The 21,383-nt window shown below is 60.1% G+C and carries 19 protein-coding genes; 4 read left to right on the top strand and 15 right to left on the bottom strand.

Annotated features, from left to right (window positions below; all coding sequences use genetic code 11):
• The first annotated feature begins 98 nt into the window (after positions 1-98).
• On the top strand, positions 99-998 hold the full coding sequence (locus AC1DHT_RS03510) for a polysaccharide deacetylase family protein (RefSeq protein WP_427536843.1): 900 nt from the start codon (positions 99-101) through the stop codon (positions 996-998).
• A gap of 72 nt (positions 999-1,070) precedes the next feature.
• Here AC1DHT_RS03510 and pcaC read toward each other — a convergent pair whose 3' ends face one another.
• The 11 genes from pcaC to pcaR all read right to left on the bottom strand — a co-directional run bounded on the left by pcaC (position 1,071) and on the right by pcaR (position 12,168).
• On the bottom strand, positions 1,071-1,463 hold the full coding sequence (pcaC, locus tag AC1DHT_RS03505; RefSeq protein ID WP_145020244.1) for a 4-carboxymuconolactone decarboxylase: 393 nt from the start codon (positions 1,461-1,463) through the stop codon (positions 1,071-1,073).
• Between the two features lie 10 nt (positions 1,464-1,473).
• A complete protein-coding gene (gene pcaD, locus AC1DHT_RS03500; protein WP_477761234.1) occupies positions 1,474-2,274 on the bottom strand; it encodes a 3-oxoadipate enol-lactonase in 801 nt (266 codons plus the stop codon).
• A gap of 12 nt (positions 2,275-2,286) precedes the next feature.
• Positions 2,287-3,648, bottom strand: a complete 1,362-nt coding sequence (locus AC1DHT_RS03495) for a 3-carboxy-cis,cis-muconate cycloisomerase (protein WP_427536847.1) — start codon at positions 3,646-3,648, stop codon at positions 2,287-2,289.
• A gap of 49 nt (positions 3,649-3,697) precedes the next feature.
• Positions 3,698-4,993, bottom strand: coding sequence for an MFS family transporter (locus tag AC1DHT_RS03490; protein ID WP_427536849.1), 1,296 nt, complete (start codon positions 4,991-4,993; stop codon positions 3,698-3,700).
• Between the two features lie 364 nt (positions 4,994-5,357).
• Positions 5,358-5,924, bottom strand: coding sequence for a protocatechuate 3,4-dioxygenase subunit alpha (gene pcaG, locus AC1DHT_RS03485; protein ID WP_427536851.1), 567 nt, complete (start codon positions 5,922-5,924; stop codon positions 5,358-5,360).
• 1 nt (position 5,925) lies between these two features.
• Positions 5,926-6,630, bottom strand: a complete 705-nt coding sequence (gene pcaH / locus AC1DHT_RS03480; protein WP_054596034.1) for a protocatechuate 3,4-dioxygenase subunit beta — start codon at positions 6,628-6,630, stop codon at positions 5,926-5,928.
• 39 nt (positions 6,631-6,669) lie between these two features.
• Positions 6,670-7,875 carry a 3-oxoadipyl-CoA thiolase gene (gene pcaF, locus AC1DHT_RS03475; protein ID WP_347929137.1) on the bottom strand — a complete coding sequence of 402 codons (1,206 nt, stop codon included), beginning with the start codon at positions 7,873-7,875 and terminating at the stop codon, positions 6,670-6,672.
• On the bottom strand, positions 7,872-8,654 hold the full coding sequence (locus tag AC1DHT_RS03470) for a CoA-transferase subunit beta (protein WP_173859966.1): 783 nt from the start codon (positions 8,652-8,654) through the stop codon (positions 7,872-7,874). Before AC1DHT_RS03470 ends, pcaF begins: the two co-directional genes overlap by 4 nt.
• The gene (locus AC1DHT_RS03465) at positions 8,651-9,508 is read right to left on the bottom strand and encodes a CoA transferase subunit A (protein ID WP_054596031.1); all 858 of its coding nucleotides are present in this window, start codon (positions 9,506-9,508) and stop codon (positions 8,651-8,653) included. Before AC1DHT_RS03465 ends, AC1DHT_RS03470 begins: the two co-directional genes overlap by 4 nt.
• Before the next feature lie 284 nt (positions 9,509-9,792).
• Entirely contained in the window at positions 9,793-11,139 is a 1,347-nt protein-coding gene (gene pcaK, locus AC1DHT_RS03460) for a 4-hydroxybenzoate transporter PcaK (protein WP_427530173.1), read from the bottom strand.
• A gap of 186 nt (positions 11,140-11,325) precedes the next feature.
• Positions 11,326-12,168: a pca regulon transcriptional regulator PcaR gene (gene pcaR / locus AC1DHT_RS03455; protein WP_054596029.1), complete on the bottom strand. Its 843-nt coding sequence runs from the start codon at positions 12,166-12,168 to the stop codon at positions 11,326-11,328.
• A gap of 711 nt (positions 12,169-12,879) precedes the next feature.
• Here pcaR and AC1DHT_RS03450 point away from each other — a divergent pair.
• Positions 12,880-13,080, top strand: a complete 201-nt coding sequence (locus AC1DHT_RS03450) for a hypothetical protein (RefSeq protein ID WP_019692194.1) — start codon at positions 12,880-12,882, stop codon at positions 13,078-13,080.
• A gap of 376 nt (positions 13,081-13,456) precedes the next feature.
• Entirely contained in the window at positions 13,457-14,932 is a 1,476-nt protein-coding gene (locus tag AC1DHT_RS03445) for an inorganic phosphate transporter (RefSeq protein ID WP_427536853.1), read from the top strand.
• A 664-nt stretch (positions 14,933-15,596) separates the two neighbouring features.
• Here AC1DHT_RS03445 and ccoM read toward each other — a convergent pair.
• The 3 genes from ccoM to AC1DHT_RS03430 form a co-directional block, all read right to left on the bottom strand.
• On the bottom strand, positions 15,597-15,713 hold the full coding sequence (ccoM, locus tag AC1DHT_RS03440) for a cytochrome c oxidase subunit CcoM (RefSeq protein ID WP_007926603.1): 117 nt from the start codon (positions 15,711-15,713) through the stop codon (positions 15,597-15,599).
• Positions 15,714-15,858: 145 nt separating this feature from the next.
• On the bottom strand, positions 15,859-16,020 hold the full coding sequence (locus AC1DHT_RS03435) for a hypothetical protein (RefSeq protein WP_007906621.1): 162 nt from the start codon (positions 16,018-16,020) through the stop codon (positions 15,859-15,861).
• A gap of 146 nt (positions 16,021-16,166) precedes the next feature.
• Positions 16,167-16,508, bottom strand: a complete 342-nt coding sequence (locus AC1DHT_RS03430) for an aspartate-semialdehyde dehydrogenase (protein ID WP_427536856.1) — start codon at positions 16,506-16,508, stop codon at positions 16,167-16,169.
• Between the two features lie 245 nt (positions 16,509-16,753).
• On the opposite strand from AC1DHT_RS03430, the gene rapA reads away from it, so the two are divergent.
• The gene (gene rapA / locus AC1DHT_RS03425) at positions 16,754-19,600 is read left to right on the top strand and encodes an RNA polymerase-associated protein RapA (protein ID WP_019692190.1); all 2,847 of its coding nucleotides are present in this window, start codon (positions 16,754-16,756) and stop codon (positions 19,598-19,600) included.
• A gap of 203 nt (positions 19,601-19,803) precedes the next feature.
• On the opposite strand, the gene AC1DHT_RS03420 is transcribed toward rapA, so the two are convergent.
• A complete protein-coding gene (locus AC1DHT_RS03420) occupies positions 19,804-21,153 on the bottom strand; it encodes a spinster family MFS transporter (protein WP_427536858.1) in 1,350 nt (449 codons plus the stop codon).
• Between the last annotated feature and the right edge of the window lie 230 nt (positions 21,154-21,383).

The raw sequence follows: 21,383 nt of genomic DNA, 5'->3' as shown, positions 1-21,383 counted from the left end.
ATGGAGACTTCCATAGGAGCGACGGTTGGCGGCGTGGTGAATAACCGCGCACCGACAGTCTGCATTCGTCCTGATCTGTCGTAGGCCAAAGCAAACACATGAAACTGATCGCTGCTGTCTTATCCGTCCTTGCCGTAACGGTCGGCCTCAGCGGCTGTATCGGCCCGCCGATCGAACTGACCCCGAAGACCGAGCAGATTCTGCGCTCGACCCCGCCGATCCGCTTTCTGCTGACCTTCGACGACGGTCCAAGCGCGTCCAGTTTTTTCAATCCGACCAGTGCCGTTCTCGATGTACTCGCCAACAACCCGATTGAACCGGGTATCAAGGCCGTGTTCTTCGTGCAGACACAAGCCCCCCGGGCCGGTGGCAGCGAACTGGGCAAAAAAATCATGCAGCGTGAACATGCCGAGGGTCAGACCCTGGGCTTCCACACCGCCACGCAGTGGCATACCAATCACCGCTCGCTCTCCCCGGAAGAACTCGAGCAGTCGCTCACCCAAGGCTCTGCGGACATTACGGCGATCACCGGCAGCGCGCCGGTACTGTTACGGCCGCCGTTCTGGAATTACGACAAACGCACCTTCGCCGCGTATCAACAACATGGCTTGCATGTACTGCTGACCGACCTGAGCGCCAATGACGGCAAGATATGGGGCTTCAATGGCAGCCCGCGCCGACGCTCCAACATGCTCAGGCAAATGTCCGAGGTGCGCGAACGGATTGCGGCCGGCGAACTGCCGACGGTTGACGGTGTTATTCCGGTGGTGGTGACGTTTCACGACCTCAATCGCTACACGTCCTGGCATATGGGGGAGTATCTACAGATTCTGCTCGACAGCGCCCGCGAGACCGGTGTGACAACCGCCGCCAAACCGTTTTACGACGACCAGGCAGCCGTGCAACGCGCCGCCATGGCCCGCACCGTGCGCGATGACTCGCAACCGGTCCATTTACCTGGCGTGTGGAGCTGGTTCTGGGACAGCAACTCCCATTGAGGCACACCGTGTAAACGGGGAGTCCGCGCTGAAGCGTTGCGGCCCTGACAGACGTGTCAGGGCCTGAGGTAATTACTCGCGCGATTCGACACCCAACTCATCCCACACCGACTCGGCCAGGTGGAAGGTTGCATTGGCCGCCGGGATGCCGCAGTAGATCGCGCTCTGCATCAGCACTTCCTTGATCTCGGCACGGGTGACGCCATTGTTCGCCGCGCAACGCAGGTGCAGTTTCAGCTCTTCGTTGCGGTTCATGCCGATCAGCATGGCGATGGTGATCAGGCTGCGGGTGTGGCGTGGCAAGCCAGGGCGGGTCCAGATGTCACCCCAGGCGTGGCGGGTGATCATGTCCTGAAACTCCGAATTGAACTCGGTCAGGGTTGCCAGGCTGCGATCGACATGGGCATCGCCGAGCACCGCTCGACGCACTTGCATGCCGTCGGCGTAACGTTGTTTCTCGTCCACAAAGCGCTCCTCAAATAGACTGTTCAGCCAACAAAAAACCCAGCACCCGTTCACTGAACGCGCTGCCGGCCTGAACGTTGGACAGATGGGCGGCATAGAACTCGGCGTACTCGGCGCCTCTCACCCGCTCTTGAATAAAGTGCCCGCCAGAAGGTGGCGTGACCGCGTCTTCGGTGCCGGCGACGACCAGGGTCGGCACCGTGATCGAAGCCAATTGCTCGCGGAAATCGGCATCGCGCACCGCCGTGCAATTGGCCGCATAGCCCTGCGGTGAAGTGGCGGCGAGCATGTCGGTGATCTGCTTCGCCACCGCCGGATTGGCTTGCGCAAAGTCCGGGGTAAACCAACGGGCAATCGACGCATCGCGCAGTGCAACCATCGCCGCCGGACCGTCGCGCAGCACGGTTTCGATCCGCGGGTTCCACACGGAAGGATCACCGATCTTCGCTGCGGTGTTGCACACCACCAGTTTGTGCAGACGCTCGCCAGCGTTGATCCCCAGCCACTGACCGATCAGCCCGCCCATGGACAGACCGCAAAAATGAGCGCGCTCGATGTTCAGGGCATCCAGCAATGCCAGCACGTCACGGCCCAACTGCTCGATGCTGTAAGGCCCCGGCGTCACCAACGAACGGCCATGACCGCGAGTATCGAAACGCAGCACCCGAAAGTGTTGGGTGAACGCCGGAATCTGCACGTCCCACATGTGCAGGTCGGTGCCCAGCGAGTTGGACAGCACCAGCACCGGGGCGTGTTCCGGACCGTCGAGTTGGTAGTTCAGTTCGCCGTCGGCGAGTTGTACGAATCCCACAGAAATTCTCCTTCAGGCAGTCAGGGCAACATGTTCGGCCAGCGCACGCTCAACCCAGGTCTGAGCCTGACCAAGGTAGTGCGCAGGGTTCATCAATTGATCGAGTTCAGCGCCCGATAGCTCGGCAGTCACCTGGGGCTCATCACCGAGCACCGCACGTAAATGTCGCTGCTCGGCCACCGCGCGTTTGCAGCACAGTTCCAGCAGATGGTGGGCTTTATCGCGACCGATCCGTTGGGCCAGCACGATGCTCACGGCTTCGGCCAGCACCAGGCCTTGGGTCAAATCGAGGTTCTGCGCCATGCGCTCGGCGTCGACCTCCAGCCCTTCTGTTATCAACAGCGCTTGCTGCAAGGCACCGGACACCAGGCAGCAGATTTCCGGCAGGGTTTCCCACTCGGCATGCCACAACCCGAGGCTGCGTTCGTGCTCTTGCGGCATGGCGCTGAACAGGGTCGACAGCAATCCGGGAACACGCGTCGCAGCACCGATCAGCACCGCCGCGCCCACCGGGTTGCGTTTGTGCGGCATGGTCGAGGAGCCGCCCTTGCCCGGTGCCGAAGGTTCGAAGACTTCCGCCGCCTCGGTCTGCATCAGCAGGCTGATGTCGCGGCCGAGTTTGCCGAGGCTGCCGGCGATCAGGCCAAGCGCTGCACCGAACTCCACCAGCCGGTCGCGCTGGGTGTGCCAAGGTTGTTCCGGCAATGTGAGTTGCAGCTCCTGCGCCAGCGCTTCGGCAATCGGCATGGCCTGCTCGCCAAGGGCTGCGAGGGTTCCGCTGGCACCACCAAATTGCAGCACCAGCAGGCGCGGCTTTAGTGCGTGCAGACGTTGCCGACTGCGCGTCACCGCCCCCAGCCAACCGGCGACTTTCATCCCCAGCGTGACCGGTGTCGCATGTTGCAGCCAGGTACGTCCCGCCAGTGGCGTGAGCACATGGCACCGGGCCTGGATCGCCAACGCTTCGCCGAGTCGCGCCAGATCGCTGTCGATCAACTGCAGTGCCTGGCGCACTTGCAGCACCAGCCCGGTGTCCATCACATCCTGACTGGTTGCACCCAGATGCACGTAACGTTCGGCGTCCTGATCATGCGCAGCGATCTGCTTGCCCAACGCCTTGACCAACGGAATCGCCGAGTTACCGGCAATCGCAATCGCCTCGCCAAGGGCCGCAAAGTCGTAGTGCTCGGCCCGGCAAGCCGCCTCGATCGGGGCAACGGCAGATGCCGGAATCAGCCCGACCCGCGCCTCGGCCCGGGCCAATGCAGCTTCAAAATCGAGCATGGCCTGAACCCGGCCCTGATCGCTGAACACTTCACGCATATTTCGAGCCGTGAAATAGGCATCGAACAATTGATTGCCCGGTCGTTGCATAGGGGATTCCTTACGCGGCGCGCGCCCGATTCAGGCGCGCGCCGACAAGTCAAAGTTCGTTTTCCAGGTACGCTGCCTGCCTCGGCAAACGCAGGCTGAAGAGGAAGGCGATCGCCATCATCGCCGTCACGTACCAGTAGAAGGAGTTTTCGATACCCACCGATTTCAGGCTCAAGGCCACGTACTCGGCCGAACCACCGAAGATCGCATTGGCCACCGCGTAGGCCAGGCCCACCCCCAGCGCACGGACTTGCGGCGGGAACATTTCGGCTTTCACCAGACCGCTGATCGAGGTGTAGAAACTCACGATTGCCAGCGCCACGGTAATCAGCCCAAACGCCAGGTACGGGTTGGTCACCGACTTCAGGGTCAGCAGGATCGGCACGGTGAACAGTGTTCCCAGAGCACCGAACCAAAGCATCGAGTTGCGCCGGCCGATCTTGTCGGCAAGCGTGCCGAACAACGGCTGCATGCACATATAAAGGAACAGTGCGCCGGTCATGATGTAGCTGGCGGTCTTGGCGGGCATCCCGGCGGTGTTCACCAGGTACTTCTGCATATAGGTGGTGAAGGTGTAGAAAATCAGCGAACCACCGGCGGTGAAGCCGAGCACGGTAATAAAGGCGGCGGTGTTGTTCCTGAACAACGCGGCCATGCTGCCGGCATCCTTGTCTTCGCGCATTTCCTTGCTGGTGGTTTCTTTCAGCGAACGACGCAGGAACAACGAAATCAATGCCGCTGCCGCACCGACCACGAACGGAATCCGCCAGCCCCAGGCGCGCAGGTCGTCCTCAGTCAGGAACTGTTGCAGGATCACCACCAACGACACGGCCAGCAGTTGGCCGCCGATCAGGGTCACGTACTGGAACGAGGCGAAGAAACCCCGCTGGCCCTTGAGCGCGACTTCACTCATGTAGGTCGCGGTGGTGCCGTATTCACCGCCCACCGACACGCCCTGGATCAGGCGAGCCACCAGCAGCAGGAGCGGTGCCCAGACACCGATGTCCTTGTAGGTCGGCAGGCAGGCGATCAGCAATGAGCCGGCGCACATCATCAGCACCGAAATCATCATGGAATTCTTGCGCCCGTGCTTGTCGGCCACCCGGCCAAACAGCCAGCCGCCGATGGGACGCATCAAAAACCCTGCGGCGAACACTCCGGCGGTGTTAACCAGTTGCACCGTGGGGTTGTCGGAGGGGAAAAACGCCGGGGCAAAATAGATTGCGCAGAAGGCGTAAACATAGAAGTCGAACCACTCGACCAGGTTGCCGGAAGACGCCCCGACAATTGCAAAGATCCTTTTGCCACGCTCTTCAGCGGTGTAGAGACTGGTTATTGTTGTCATGGTTTTTCACTCAATGGGGACAGAGAGAGTCTAGACATACTTTGCAACAGCCCCTTTCCACAGATGCACATCCCTGTGGCGAGGGGGCAAGCCCTAATGCCGGTAAGTAAAAGGATTTCAGGTTCGGCACTTTCCCTGTAGCAGCTGGCGAAGCCTGCGTTCGGCTCGGTCCGCGTTCGGGCGAAGCGGCCGTAAATCCTGCCTCCACGGTTAACCTGAAAAAACGTGGTGCCTGATTTTACGACTGCTTCGCCCGAACGCGGACCGAGCCGAACGCAGGCTTCGCCAGCTGCTACGAGTCGTGCAACGGCCCAACTTACCAGCATCAGGACTTGCCCCCCCTCACCACAAAAGTGCGGTGAACTCAGTAATCGAAAAACACCGTCTCGGCCTCGGTGCCCTGCAGGATTACGTTCCACTGCAACGTGCCCGTCCCATTGGCTTTCGCCATCAAGGTCGTGCGGCGCTCCTCAGGCACGCAGGCCAGCAGCGGGTCGCTGGTGTTGGCCGGTTCACCGTCAAAATAGATCCGCGTCAGCAAGTGCTTGACCAGTCCCCGGGCAAACACCAGCACCACCAGGTGCGGCGCCTGTGTGCTGCCCTTGAGCCCCTGCACTGTCCCCGGTTTGATGGTGGTGAAACGGAATCGCCCTTCTGCGTCCACCGGTACTCGGCCAAACCCTTCGAAATTCGGGTCCAGCGGTTTGTCCTGCTCGTCTTCTGGATGGTCATACTTGCCAGCGGCATTGGCCTGCCAGACTTCCAGCATCGCGTCGTTGACGAAATCGCCGTTGCCATCGACCACTTGCCCAGTGATCGTCACACGCTCGCCGAGGGTTTGTTCAACGGTCAGGTTTTCACGGTTCAACCAGGTCAGACCGATGTGGTAATACGGCCCGACCGTGTGGGACGTCGTCGCGTTCAGCGTCATCTTATTTCTCCATCGGCGTGGCATCGCGGCCGCGCAAAACGATGTCCCAGCGATAACCGAGGGCGTAGGACGGGATGGTTTTTTCCAGGTCGAAACTGGCGATCAAGCGCTCTTTGGCACTGGTGTCGGGTACGCAGTTGTAGATCGGGTCGTAGGCCAGCAACGGATCACCGGGGAAATACATCTGCGTGACCAGACGGGTCAGAATGCTCGGCCCGAACAGCGAGAAATGGATATGCGCGGGGCGCCAGGCATTGTGGTGGTTGCCCCACGGGTAAGCACCAGGCTTGATGGTCTGGAACTGGTACCAGCCATCGGCGTCGGTCACGGTGCGGCCAGTACCGGTGAAGTTCGGGTCCAGCGGCGCATCATGCAGGTCGCGGTCGTGGTTGTAGCGGCCAGCGGCGTTGGCCTGCCAGATCTCCACCAAAATCCCCGGCACCGGCAAGCCATTCTCATCCAGCACGCGGCCGTGAATGATGATCCGCTCACCCAATGGCGCGCCCTGATGTTGGGCGGTCAGGTCATTGTCCCGCTCTTGCAGAGACTCGGCACCAATGGTCGGGCCGGTGATTTCCGACAATGAGTGAGGCAAAAACACCAACGGTTTGGACGGCGAACGGCGGTTGGTCGATTGATAGGCCGGATGCAAATATTCCGGCTGGGTGCCCGCTTGCGGGCGACGGTAACCAGGCTTGTCAGTCATGAAACCTCCTCTTTTCTTGTTCGATAGCGCGGCGGCGCGTCAGACCCGTTCGATGGCCAGTGCCAGGCCCTGGCCAACGCCAACGCACATGGTCGCCAGCGCTTTCTTGCCGCCGGTTTTTTCCAACTGATGCAGCGCCGTCAGTACCAGCCGCGCACCGCTCATGCCCAGCGGATGGCCCAAAGCGATGGCGCCACCGTTCGGGTTGACCTGCGCTGCGTCGTCGGCCAGACCGAGTTCACGCAACACCGCCAGGCCCTGGCTGGCAAAGGCTTCATTGAGTTCGATCACATCGAAATCGCTGACCGCCACGCCCAGCCGTTCGGTCAACTTGCGCACCGCCGGCACCGGGCCGATGCCCATCACTCGCGGCGCAACACCAGCGCTGGCCATGCCCAATACCCGAGCGCGGGCGGTCAGACCATGCTTTTTCACCGCTTCGGCAGACGCGAGAATCAGCGCCGCGGCACCGTCGTTCACACCCGAGGCGTTGCCAGCGGTGACGGTTTTGTCCGGGCCGTTGACCGGTTTGAGTTTGCTCAGGGTTTCCAGGGTGGTGTCAGCGCGCGGATGCTCGTCCTGCTCGACCACGCTTTCGCCCTTCTTGTGGGCAATGCGCACCGGGACGATTTCTTCGGCGAAATAGCCGGCAGCTTGCGCGGCCGCCGTCCGTTGCTGACTGCGCAGTGCGAAAGCATCCTGATCGGCACGGGAAACCGCGTAATCGTCGGCCACATTGTCGGCCGTCTGCGGCATCGCGTCGACGCCGTATTGAGCCTTCATCAACGGGTTGATGAAGCGCCAGCCGATGGTGGTGTCTTCCAGTTTCATGTTGCGCGAGAACGCCGCATCGGCCTTGCCCATCACGAATGGTGCGCGGGACATCGACTCGACACCGCCGGCAATTGCCAGCTCCATCTCACCGCTGGCAATTGCCCGGAACGCGGTGCCGATGGCGTCCATGCCCGAGGCGCACAGGCGATTGAGGGTCACGCCGGGAATACTGTCCGGCAACCCGGCCAGCAGCAATGCCATGCGCGCCACGTTGCGGTTGTCTTCACCGGCCTGGTTGGCGCAACCGAGGAACACTTCGTCCACGGCGCTCCAATCGACACTCGGGTTGCGCTCCATCAGTGCCTTGATCGGTACGGCAGCCAGATCGTCAGCGCGGACCGTCGACAAACCACCGCCAAAACGGCCGATCGGTGTGCGAATCGCATCGCAGATATAAACCTCGCGCATCAGGCTTCTCCCGGTGCTTGGCCGTGGGCGGCAGCGGTACGCGCTTCAAGATCACGCAGTGCGGCCAACTCGATGGCGGTCGGTTCGGCGGTGTGTTCCAGCTGATCGGCAAAGCGGACAGCCCAACCGGTGGCAGCGATCACTTGCTCGCGGGTCACGCCCGGGTGCAGCGCGGTGACCACGAATTCGTTGGTGCCGGCTTCCGGTTCCATGATGCACAGGTCAGTAATGATCCCCACGGGACCGGCGCCCGGCAGGCCGAGACGCTTGCGCGAGTCGCCGCCTTCGCCATGACCGACCGAGGTAATAAAGTCGAGTTTGTCGACAAACGAGCGAGCCGACTGTTTAAGGATGATCAACACGCTTTTCGCCGAGCCGGCGATCTCCGGCGCACCGCCGGCACCCGGCAGGCGGACTTTCGGCTGATGGTAATCGCCGACCACGGTGGTGTTGATGTTGCCAAAACGGTCGACCTGAGCGGCACCGAGAAAGCCGACGTCAATACGCCCGCCTTGCAACCAGTAGCGAAAAATCTCACCGGTCGGGACGACGGTGTCGGCGGTTTCCGCCAACTCGCCGTCACCGATCGACAGCGGCAATACCGTCGGCTTGGCACCGATCGGACCCGATTCATAGATCAGGACTACATCTGGAGAGGAAGTCAGACGAGCCAGGTTGGCCGCTTTCGACGGCAGGCCGATGCCGACGAAACACACCGAGCCATTCTTCAGGCGGCGAGCGGCGGCGACGGTCATCATTTCATTGGTGGAGTAAGCCATTATTGAGCCTCCGACGCTTTGGCCAGCTTGGCCTGGAATTCACTGAAGTCAGCACTGCCGTGGATGTATTCGTTGATCCACGCGGTGAAGGTTTCACGGTCGCGGGCAATCGGGTCCCAGGCCTGATAGAAGCGGTTGTCGCGCTCGGTATAACCGTGGGCGTAGGACGGATGCGCGCCACCGGGCACATGGCACACCGCGCTCAAGGCCCAGGTCGGCAGGACACAAGCGTTCATCGGCGCCTTCAGGTCGTCGACGATTTCTTCAACCGTGACGATGCAGCGCTTGGCAGCCAATGCGGCTTCCTTCTGCACCCCAAGAATGCCCCAGAGCAAGACGTTGCCCTTGCGATCGGCCTTTTGCGCGTGGATCACCGTGACGTCCGGGCGCACCGACGGCACCGCCGCCAGCACTTCACCGGTGAACGGGCAGGTCACGCTTTTGATCAACGGGTTGACCTTCGGCAGGTCGGAACCGGCGTAGGCGCGCAGCACTGCGAACGGCAGGCCGGAAGCGCCCGCGACGTAGGCATTGGCCAGGTCGGCGTGGCTGTGCTCTTCGATTTCCAGCGCATGCGGCCACTGTTTCTCGACGGCATCACGCAGACGGTGCAGCGAGCCCACGCCCGGGTTACCGCCCCAGGAGAAAATCAGCTTGCGAGCACAACCGGCACCGATCAATTGGTCGTAGACCAGGTCAGGGGTCATGCGCACCAGCGTCAGGTCTTTCTTGCCCTGACGAATGATTTCATGACCCGCTGCGGTCGGAATCAAGTGCGTGAAGCCTTCAAGCGCGACGGTATCGCCGTCGTTGACGAATTGCTTCACCGCGTCGTGCAGCGAAAGGATTTCAGCCATGGGGTTGGACTCCCGATTCTCAGTAAACCGATGTGGAGGACAAGGCGCGATGAGCAGCGCCGGAATGACTGAAGATTAAGCCGCCGAAAAACCTCAAACAATCCGATAATCGACTAAGTGTTCGTTTATCGAACAGATTGTTGTCTTCCTACTGATCTAATCAAAAGCTTCGTCGGAACGCCGCCCGGAGCAGGCACGCTCCCACAGGTGATGGGTGATCCCTGTGGGAGCGGGCTTGCTCGCGAAGAGACCATCAAACCCGCTAAAAAATCTGAATCCTGCCTTCAGGTCGCATCCGCATGGCTGACCATGCCTTTGATCACCACCGCCGTGGTGGCCAGCGCGGCCGGAATCACCAAGGCTGTCAGCACCTGTTCGAAATTCCAGCCCAGGCCCAACAGCGTCGCCCCCATCCAGGCGCCGAGAATCGCACCGAAACGCCCAATCCCGAGCATCCACGACACACCCGTGGCCCGACCTTGAGTCGGATAGAAGCGCGCCGCCAGCGACGGCATCGCCGATTGCGCGCCGTTGACGCACATACCGGCGACCAGCACCAACGTTGCCAGCAGCGTGATGTTGCCCAGGCTTTGCCCTACCGCGTAGGCAAACACCCCGGCCAACAAGTAGAAAGTGCCGATCACCTTGTGCGGATTGAACCGGTCCATCGCCCACCCCACCGCCACTGCACTCAACACGCCGCCAAACTGGAACAACGCACCAATGAAGGCCGCCTGTTCCATGCTCGCGCCGCTGTCACGCATCAGGGTCGGCAGCCAACTGGTCAACAGGTAGACGATGACCAAGCCCATGAAATAGGTCAGCCACAGCAACAACGTACCGGTGCTGTAAGTGCCGGAGAAAATCACCGCGAACACGTTGCGGGCCTTTACGGTTTTCTGTTCGGGTACGCTGAAACTCGACGCCTGGGCAATAGTCGCCGGATCAATCGGCGCCAGTGCCTTGCGTACCTTGTCGGTGCCGCGATTGCGCACCACCAGGTAACGCGCCGACTCCGGCAGCCACAGCAACAGCACCACGCCGAGAATCAACGGCAGGATCCCGCCGATCAGCAACAGGCTGTGCCAGCCAAACGCCGGGATCAGCTTGGCGGAGATGAAACCGCCACCGGCCATGCCCAGGTTGAAGCCGCAGAACATGCTGGTCACCAGCAGGGATTTTTTGCGCTCCGGGGTGTACTCCGACAGCAGCGTGGTGGCGTTCGGCATGCCGGCGCCCAGGCCAAGCCCGGTCAGGAAACGCAGCACCAGCAGTTGCTCGACATTCGTGCTGTAGGCCGAGGCCAGACTGAAGGCGCCGAACAACAGCACCGCGCCGACCAGTACGACTTTTCGTCCAAAACGGTCAGCCAGCGGTCCGGAGCCCAGTGCACCAAAGACCATGCCGATCAGCGCTGCGCTCATAACCGGGCCGAGGCTGGCGCGGTCGATCCCCCAATCCTGAGACAGCGCCGGTGCGATAAAGCCCATGGCCGCTGTGTCCAGGCCATCGAGAAACACAATCAGGAAACACAGGATCACCACCCGCCATTGATAGCGCGACAGCGGTTGGGCATTGATAAAGGACTGCACATCGAGGCAGTTCCCGACAGCGGATTGAGGCTGGTTCATTATTTTTATTCCAGGCAAGAAGTGCAGGCGAATACGCGCGGGCAATCGCCTCTTCATTATTATTCGGTGGTCTTCCGGTGCCAGGAGCAGTGGCCAACAGCAGCGGATGACGCTGCCGCGACATTAATGAGCCAAGGGAAACACCGTCAATTCGCCAAACGCGACTCTGTGCGTTTACCGAACAGCTTACGCAAACAGCTGGGCACTCAACTCACGGCTGGCACTCAACAACCCGGGCAAAAAACGCTGCTCCAGTTCGTTGCGGCTGACCCGTCCGGCATGGGTGCTGACATTCAGTGCAGCCAGCACCTGACCGGATGCGTCGTACACCGGAACGGCAATTGAGCGCAGGCCTTGCTCGAGTTCCTGGTCGACAATGCACCAGCCTTGCTGCCGAACTTCCTGGAGACATTCAAGCAACGACTCGCGCGTATGCAGGGTGCGGCTGGTCTTGGCCTGCAATTCGGCATGTTCGAGGTAATCGTGCAGCGATGCATCGTCCAGCGCGGCCAGAAGAATCCGACCCATGGAGGTGCAATAAGCCGGCAACCGCCCGCCCACCGACAGATCGACCGAGATCAAACGCTGGGTCGTTGCCGAACGGGCGATGTACAAGATGTCATCACCTTCCAGCGTGGCCATGTTGCAAGCCTCGTGCAGTTGTTCGCTCATGCGGTCCAGATAAGGCTGGGCCGATACCGCCAGCGGCGTCGAGGACAGATAGGCATGGCCAAGGGTCAGGACTTTGGGCAGCAGCGAATAGGTTCGGCCATCGGTGGTTGCGTAGCCGAGCTTGATCAGCGTATGCAGGCAACGGCGTACGGCAGCGCGGGGAATTTCCGTACGGTGGCTGATTTGCGCGATGGTCAGATGCCGCTTGCGCTCCTGGAAGGCTTGCACCACCGCCAGGCCGCGAGCCAGGGAGGTCATGAAGTCCGGATCGCCAGTGAATGCCTGAATCCGCTTGGCCGGCGAAGCAACGATCGGCGGCGCCACTGAAGCAAAGGAATTGCGCAATTGATCGTTCATGTCAGGTCATTCCCCAGAGTTCGATCACTATTACAAGCTGCTCCGGAGCTTGTGTACAAGCATCGGCAGCCAAGGTTGGGCGATTATCGAACCATTAATCGATAATCGCAATCAACCGACGCACGACCCAATGGAATGAGGCCTGCAGTACATTTTCCGATAAGACCGGGCCCCGTTCATTACAGATTTTGACACTTTAGCTGACACTGAATAACAACCGCCTTCTAATCCACTCAACTTGTACGACTTAACGGCGTCAGGAAATGGGCTTGTTAAAGACGTTGCCCCAAAGTGCACTGCACACGCGACTTGCGGGTAACAAAACAAATTCACAGAACGAAGCACTTTTAAGTTATTCGAGATAGTGTTCTGCCAATCGGTCGCTATAATGCAACTCAGTGATGACCGTGCTTGTTGGCAACTACGGGATCCAATCACTCAGGTAGCGCGAGGTTTCAACCCCGCTTCCTGCTGGCAAACGCCTGACGCTCATTTCGAATGCCCGACCCATGCGTTTGCAAAAAACAAAGAAACTGATGCTACGTCAGTGGTTCTACTCTGGTGCCGTGGCCGCCTGCACGAAGGAAGCTGTCAAGCACAACGCTGTCGCAATGGGTGTCTTCCCGGACACTCTGCACGGAATGCGTGTGACCGACACAACGAATGCAGTGCGTATCACCAGAATTTATCTCAACTCAATTAGGTAACACTGTGACGAAAGAAGAACTGCGCGCGGAACTTGAGCGCCAGGAACAACGTTACAAGGAAGTTTACGGCGGGGAAGTCACCACCTACGCCGCTCAGCCCGACCCGGAACGCAAACCTTGGCGTAAACGCGCCAGCATCCTCGATCAGGCCTTTACCCAGGAACTGCAGAAGATGGAAAAGGAACTCAAAGCCGAAGAGCCATAATCGCGAAGGTTTGAGTTTTCAGGGCCTGCGTCGCGTTCAGCCACACGCTGAATGAATTGGCGTCCCATATCGCGCCTGCTAAAAGCCGGCGATTGCCACCTCACTCCTACCGGATGAGGTTATTGGCGCTTGGCTGGCCCTCCTTATAGATATTTCACACACCCCGTTCAGCCTCCCATCGAAGTCGCTGAAATGCCGGCGCGCGCCACAACACCCAATGAAATCAAAGGTTTGAAAAACCTACGGCAACGCTGGGATTTAGGGCCTTGTTACACACTAAATCGTTGAAGAATGTAACCGATGAGCAGCAAGTGCATTGATTAGCAGGGTTTTCTGGCATAATCGCGCCCCCTTACGACCGGGTCAGAAAACCTTCATGATCGATTTATTCAGCGGACTGGATGCTTGGGTGCTTGTGAGCCTCTTGCTCGCCCTGGCCTTTGTCCTCGCCTTCGAGTTCATCAACGGCTTTCATGACACCGCTAACGCGGTTGCCACTGTTATCTACACCAAAGCCATGCCGCCTCATCTGGCAGTGTTCTTTTCCGGTGTGTTCAATTTCCTCGGCGTGTTGCTGGGCGGCGTTGGCGTGGCGTATGCCATTGTCCACCTGCTGCCGGTAGAGCTGCTGATCAATGTGAATACCGGCCACGGGCTGGCGATGGTGTTCTCGTTGCTCGCTGCGGCCATCGCCTGGAACCTGGGAACCTGGTACTTCGGTATCCCGGCCTCCAGCTCCCATACCCTGATCGGTTCGATCCTCGGTGTGGGTCTGGCGAACGCCCTGATCAACGACATTCCATTGGCTGACGGTGTCAACTGGCAGAAAGCGATCGATATCGGCGCCTCGCTGGTGTTCTCGCCATTAGCCGGCTTCCTGGTAGCCGCGCTGGTGCTGATTGGCCTGAAATGGTGGCGCCCCCTGTCCAAGATGCACAAGACACCGGACCAACGCCGCAAGCTTGATGACAAGAAACACCCGCCGTTCTGGAACCGTCTGGTTCTGGTGATCTCGGCAATGGCTGTCAGCTTTGTTCACGGCTCCAACGATGGCCAGAAAGGCATCGGCCTGATCATGCTGGTATTGATCGGTATCGTGCCGGCACAGTTCGTACTCGACCTGAGCAGCACCACCTATCAGATCGAACGGACTCGCGATGCGACCCTGCACCTGAGCCAGTTCTATAAGCGCAATGCCGATACTTTGGGTGAGTTCCTGGCCTTGGGCAAAAGCCTGGATGGCGATTTGCCGGAGAAATTCCGTTGCAACCCGCAACAGACCGAGCCGACCATCACCGCCCTGCTCGGCACCCTCAAGGGTGTAGCGGACTATCACTCGCTGTCGCAAGAAAGCCGTATTGAAGTGCGTCGCTACCTGCTCTGCCTGGACGATACGGCGAAAAAGGTCGGCAAATTGCCTGGCCTCGATGCCCGCGAAAAGGCTGACCTGGACAAACTGCGCAAAGACCTGACCACCACCACCGAATATGCCCCGTTCTGGGTAATTCTGGCGGTCGCCCTGGCACTCGGCCTGGGTACGATGGTTGGCTGGAAACGCGTGGTACTGACCATTGGCGAGAAAATCGGCAAGCAAGGCATGACTTATGCTCAAGGCATGTCGGCACAAATCACCACGGCGGGCATGATCGGTCTGGCGAACATCTTCAGCCTCCCGGTATCGACCACCCACGTGCTGTCTTCGGGCGTGGCCGGGACCATGATCGCCAACAAAAGCGGCCTGCAAGGCGGCACCGTGAAAAACATCCTGCTGGCCTGGGTCCTGACCCTGCCGGCGACGATGGCCCTGTCGGCCGGCCTGTTCTGGCTGGCCTCGAAGGCACTCGGCAGCTGATTCACACGCTGTACAAAAAAAGCGCGTCCTCCCGGAGGTCGCGCTTTTTTTATGCCTGCAGGATTTGCAAGGATTTGATGATCGTTTCCATGTCCGTGAAGGGACGCGGAGCATCCCGGGCGGCATTCCTTTGCTGCGCGTGGGAACGAGATCTAAGCCGTACGCGCTCTTACCACTCAGGCCGGCCGGCAGATCGCCGTGCTGTTGCTGTTGATCTTGATCCACCCGCCCCTATCGGGAGGCCGAGTGGAGGTGTTCATCAGGGGGTGGGCGCGCAGCGCCGTACGGCGCAGCCGGACACATCGAGAGGAGGTCGTCGCGAAGCAGACCGTAGGCGATGCCCCCTGATGGACACCGGAGCGAGCAACTGTGTTTATCGTCAAGCCGATTTCAGCTCAAATGGCTTTTGATCCCTGAGCATCGCGTTCAGAATTGTCAGCAGCTTTCTCATGCAGGCCGCCATCGCGAGCAGGCTCGCTCCCACATTGGATTGGTGTACATCTGCGGGAGATGGGTCGGCTGTCCGGCCGCCTTCGCGATCAAGCCCGCGCCCACAGTGGATCGAGTACACCTGCAAACGCTGACCCGACAAGAAACCGCAGGCAAAAAAAAGGGCGACCGAAGTCGCCCAAAATGCCTTGCGTGCTCATGCTTCCAGAAAGACCTAAGGCTTTTTACGCTTATGTGCGTCTTTCCAGATAAAAAATCCAAACCCGGCAAAAAACAGAACCATGAGGCCGACAGTCAGCACTCCGGCAATCACTACATTATCGAAAAACATGACTGGCCTCCTGCACTTGCCCTGTTGCGATGGGGCTAAGTTACCCAATCGGGCGCAGAAGAAAATTGACCGGGATCAATGCCGCCCAAGACCGGGCGTAAAAGGAAGGGAAATAACTGACCTGCATCAATGGAAACAGGGAGGATCAACGCTTTTTCGGTTTGTTTTTCGGCTTTTTCTTCGCTTTACCCAACGGCATGGCCTGCTCGAAAGCCTGGCGTACTTCGTTCAGGCGCTTTTCATTGAGGTCATGCACGCGCTTGGCACGCTCGGTGTTGAGGTCGATCAGCTTGTCGTCTTGGCTCATGGCGGGATTACATCTTCAAGGTCAATACAGGCGTAGCAAAGTGACTACTGTCACCCTGCCCGCTCAAGGTTTGCCAATAATGCGGCCAATGGCCGGCGCTGACCAGTCGCCAGCAGCATCACAGCGCAACAAAAAGTGTGCGAGCGTCAAACCTCGATATCGACCCACAACCCCTGGCGCGGCTGATCGTCAATCAGCGGAACCACGGGCACCGTGTTGTCGGCGTTCAACTCGTCACCCGGCACGGCCAGGTGCTCTTCAGGATCATTTTCGGCTTCGCGGCGTCGCTTGTCGCGTTCTTGCCGACGCCGCTGCTCTTCGCGCAACAACTGCGCCGACTCTTCGGCATGGCGCTTGTGCAGGTCGATCGTACTTTCACTGGAGCTCGCCTCCACCGGCACCACCGGCGGAATATCCGGCCGCTGGCGGACCGGATCCTGCTGGGAAGTAATCGGCACGGCACTCAAGGGGAGCATCGGTGGCAGCATGGTTATTAGTCTCCTGACGGCAGGCTGTCGGCTGCTGGGGCGGCGACTTGAGCCACTGGTCGCAAACTTGCGAGCCAACGCACACATAGGCGCTACCCAAGGCTGCGATCTTTTCAGGCCTCGAAGATCAAAAGATCGTCCGAACGCGGCCCGGACCTTCGCCAGCTCCTGCGTGAGTAATCCTTTGGCCCCGAAGGTTCATTCCGTTAAGATAGCCCGCTTTTTCAAGGTGGGAGTCAGGCAGCATGGCGCAGCAGTATCAACCGGGGCAACGCTGGATTAGTGACAGCGAAGCCGAGCTAGGTTTAGGCACCGTTCTGGCACAGGACGGTCGCTTGCTGACCGTGCTCTATCCGGCCACTGGCGACACTCGCCAGTACGCGCTACGGAATGCGCCCCTCACTCGCGTGAGATTTTCGCCGGGTGACATGATCACTCACTTCGAAGGCTGGAAAATGACCGTGCGCGAAGTCGACGACGTCGACGGCCTGCTGGTCTACCACGGGCTCAACGCGCAGAACGAAGTGGTAACCCTGCCTGAGACCCAGCTGTCGAACTTCATCCAGTTCCGTCTGGCCAGCGACCGTTTGTTCGCCGGGCAGATCGACCCACTGGCCTGGTTCTCCCTGCGTTACCACACCCTGGAACACACCAGCCGCCAGTTGCAATCCTCGCTCTGGGGCCTGGGTGGCGTGCGTGCGCAGCCAATTGCCCACCAATTGCACATCGCCCGTGAAGTCGCTGACCGTATCGCGCCGCGGGTTTTGTTGGCGGACGAAGTAGGTCTGGGTAAAACCATTGAGGCCGGTCTGGTGATCCATCGCCAGCTGCTCTCGGGCCGCGCCAACCGCGTGCTGATCCTGGTGCCGGAAAACCTCCAGCACCAATGGCTGGTGGAAATGCGCCGTCGTTTCAACCTGCAAGTCGCACTGTTCGACGAAGAACGCTTCATCGAAAGCGATGCCGGCAACCCGTTCGAAGACACCCAGCTCGCACTGGTCGCTCTGGAATGGCTGGTGGACGACGAAAAGGCCCAGGACGCATTGTTCGCTGCCGGCTGGGACCTGCTGGTGGTCGACGAAGCGCACCATCTGGTGTGGCACGAAGATCAGGTCAGCCCTGAGTACTCGCTGGTCGAGCAACTCGCGGAAACCATTCCCGGTGTGCTGCTGCTGACCGCGACCCCGGAGCAACTGGGTCAGGACAGCCACTTCGCACGCCTGCGCCTACTGGATCCAAACCGTTTCCACGACCTGAAAGCCTTCCGCGCCGAGAGTGAAAACTATCGCCCGGTGGCCGAAGCCGTTCAGGAGTTGATGGACCAGGGGCGCTTGTCCCCGGCCGCACACAAAACCATCCAGGGTTTCCTCGGTGATGAAGGCGAAGCGCTGCTGACTGCCGTCAACGCTGGCGACGCCGAGGCCAGCGCCCGTCTGGTCCGCGAATTGCTGGACCGCCACGGCACCGGCCGCGTGCTGTTCCGTAACACCCGCGCTGCGGTGCAAGGCTTCCCGGAACGCAAACTGCACCCGTACCCGCTGCCGTGCCCGGACGAATACCTCGAACTGCCGCTGGGCGAACACGCCGAGCTGTACCCGGAAGTCAGCTTCCAGGCGCAACCGGATATCGATGAAGAACAACGCTGGTGGCGTTTCGACCCAAGGGTCGAGTGGCTGATCGACCAGTTGAAAATGCTCAAGCGCACCAAAGTGCTGGTGATCTGTGCCCACGCCGAAACCGCGATGGACCTGGAAGACGCCCTGCGCGTACGTTCCGGCATTCCGGCCACGGTGTTCCACGAAGGCATGAACATCCTCGAGCGTGACCGCGCGGCGGCTTACTTCGCCGACGAAGAATTCGGTGCCCAGGTGCTGATCTGTTCGGAAATCGGCAGTGAAGGTCGCAACTTCCAGTTCTCCCACCACCTGGTGCTGTTCGACCTGCCATCGCACCCTGACCTGCTGGAACAGCGGATCGGGCGTCTCGACCGGATCGGTCAGAAGCACGTTATCGAACTGCACGTGCCGTACCTGGAAACCAGCCCGCAAGAGCGCCTGTTCCAGTGGTATCACGAAGCGTTGAACGCGTTCCTCAACACCTGCCCGACCGGTAACGCCTTACAGCATCAGTTCGGCCCACGCCTGCTGCCGCTGCTGGAAAACGCCGATGACGGCGAGTGGCAAGCGCTGATCGACGAAGCCCGTACCACCCGTGAAAACCTCGAAGCCGAGTTGCACAGCGGCCGTGACCGTCTGCTGGAGCTCAACTCCGGCGGCGCTGGCGAAGGTGACGCGCTGGTTGAAGCGATCCTTGAGCAAGACGATCAGTTCGCCCTGCCGATCTACATGGAAACCCTGTTTGACGCGTTCGGTATCGACAGCGAAGACCATTCGGAAAACGCGCTGATCCTCAAACCGAGCGAAAAAATGCTCGACGCCAGCTTCCCGCTGGGCGACGACGAAGGCGTGACCATCACCTACGACCGCAACCAGGCGCTGTCTCGCGAAGACATGCAATTCATCACCTGGGAGCACCCGATGGTTCAGGGCGGCATGGACCTGGTGCTGTCCGGTTCGATGGGCAACACCGCCGTGGCACTGATCAAGAACAAGGCACTCAAGCCTGGCACCGTGTTGCTGGAACTGCTCTATGTCAGCGAAGTGGTTGCCCCGCGCTCGCTGCAACTGGGCCGTTACCTGCCGCCGGCCGCGCTGCGCTGCCTGCTCGATGCCAACGGCAACGACCTGTCGAGCCGCGTCTCGTTCGAAACCCTCAACGACCAGCTCGAAAGCGTGCCACGCGCCAGCGCCAACAAGTTCGTCCAGGCCCAGCGTGATCAGCTGACACCGCGCATCAATGCCGGTGAAGAGAAGATCACCCCGCGCCACGCCGAACGTGTAGCCGAAGCACAACGCCGCCTGGCCGCCGACACCGAAGAAGAACTGGCGCGCCTGACCGCCCTGCAAGCGGTCAACCCGACGGTACGCGACAGCGAACTGGTTGCCCTGCGCCAGCAGCGCGAGCAAGGCCTGGCCATGCTCGACAAAGCGGCATTGCGACTGGAAGCGATCCGGGTGCTGGTGGCGGGTTAAGCCCTCCTCTACCCCGCTAAAATAAAGAAGGCCCGCAGCGATGCGGGCCTTTTTTTGTCTGTTTGATTGCTGCGGTGTTGCTGATGACCTCATCGCGAGCAGGCTCGCTCCCACATTTGATTGGTAGTGTTCACAAATGTCGTGTTCACAGGTGATCCCGGGTGGGAGCGAGCCGGCTCCGGGCGGCGATCCGACGATGGCGATCATGCAGTCGCCGCAGAAACACCAGGCTCAACCACCGCTACCAAGCCCTCCTTCATCCGCTTCGCATCCCGTACGAAACACCGCGAAGCCAGGAACAGAAACACCATGGTCGAAAACAACGCCACCGGAATCAGGTACATCGCGTCATGCAACCCTGCCGCCTTGAAGGCCTCGCTCATTTGCTCGGCCCCGGCCGCCAGCATTGCACTATGGGCAAAGTGATCAGACAAAGCGCCAACCACCACCGGCCCCAAGCCACCGCCCAACAGGTAGAGTCCGGCGAAAAACAACGCCATCGCTGTGGCGCGCAAACGCGGTTCGACCACATCCTGAATCGCCGTGTAAACGCAGGTATAGAAGTTATAGGCAAACAACCAGCCGGCGCTGAACACGGCGACGAACACGCCGATTTCAATCCGTCCGGCGTGCAGTGCCCACGCGGTGCACAGGGTCGAGACGATCAGGCTGAACGCGGCAAACAGCAGCCGACCGTTGGCCACCCGCTGGTGAATCTTGTCGGCCACCCAGCCGCCCAGCGTCAGGCCGAACAAGCCGGTCACACCAACGATCACCCCGGTCGCCACCGCCGCTTGCTGCAATGGCATCTGAAAGTAGCGCTGCAGCATCGGCACCAGAAACGAATTACACGCATAGGTGGCAAAGTTGAAACACAGCCCCGCCATCACCAGCCAGAGGAACGTTGGAATCGCCAGCACCCGGCGAATCGGCCGATCCACCCGCTCCTGGGACACGCGCACGGTTTCCGCCGCGCCGCGCTGGGGTTCCTTGATGAAGAACATGAAGATCGCCAGGATCAAACCCGGGATCGCCGCGATAAAAAACGGTGCACGCCAGCTGTCGAACGCCTTGACCATCGCACCGATGGTGAAGAACGCCAGCAACAGGCCCAGCGGCAAACCGAGCATGAAGATCCCCATGGCCCGTGCCCGACGGTGTGCCGGGAACAAATCACCGATCAGCGAATTGGCGGCCGGCGCATAACTGGCTTCACCGATGCCAATGCCCATGCGCACGATCAGGAAACTCCAGAAACTCCCCACCAGGCCGTTGACTGCGGTCAACCCGCTCCAGACCGCCAAGCCCCAGCCCATCAGCCTGCTGCGCGAACCGGTGTCAGCCAGCCGCCCTAACGGCAGACCGGCAATGGCATAAACGATCGTGAATGCAGTACCGATGATCCCCAGTTGAAAGTCGCTGAGGTGCCATTCCATGCGGATTGGCTCGATGATGATCGCCGGGATCGTACGATCGAAGAAGTTGAACAGATTGGCCAGAAACAGCAGGAACAGAATGCGCCAGGCATTCGCCGCTTGGGTCGAGTTCTGCATGGGTCCGTCTCTTTTATTGTTATGAGGGCTTCACTGCCGACAACACTCCAGCCCGGTACCCGCAATCTAGTCAGCGCCATGGATGCTGTCTGTCATTATTCGTCAGGCTGATACCCGCTCATGACAACCAAAGCCGCGCGCGTGACAATTTATGTCTAAGCGCTCCCCGGCTTATTGCAAAATCATTAGTGCCAATGTGCCACTATTTCTTGCGCTCTGTGCACGGTCTC

The organism is Pseudomonas sp. 05N432, from assembly GCF_056396945.1.
The sequence above is the reverse complement of the archived record's forward strand: the minus strand, read 5'-3'. Positions and strand labels throughout refer to the sequence as shown.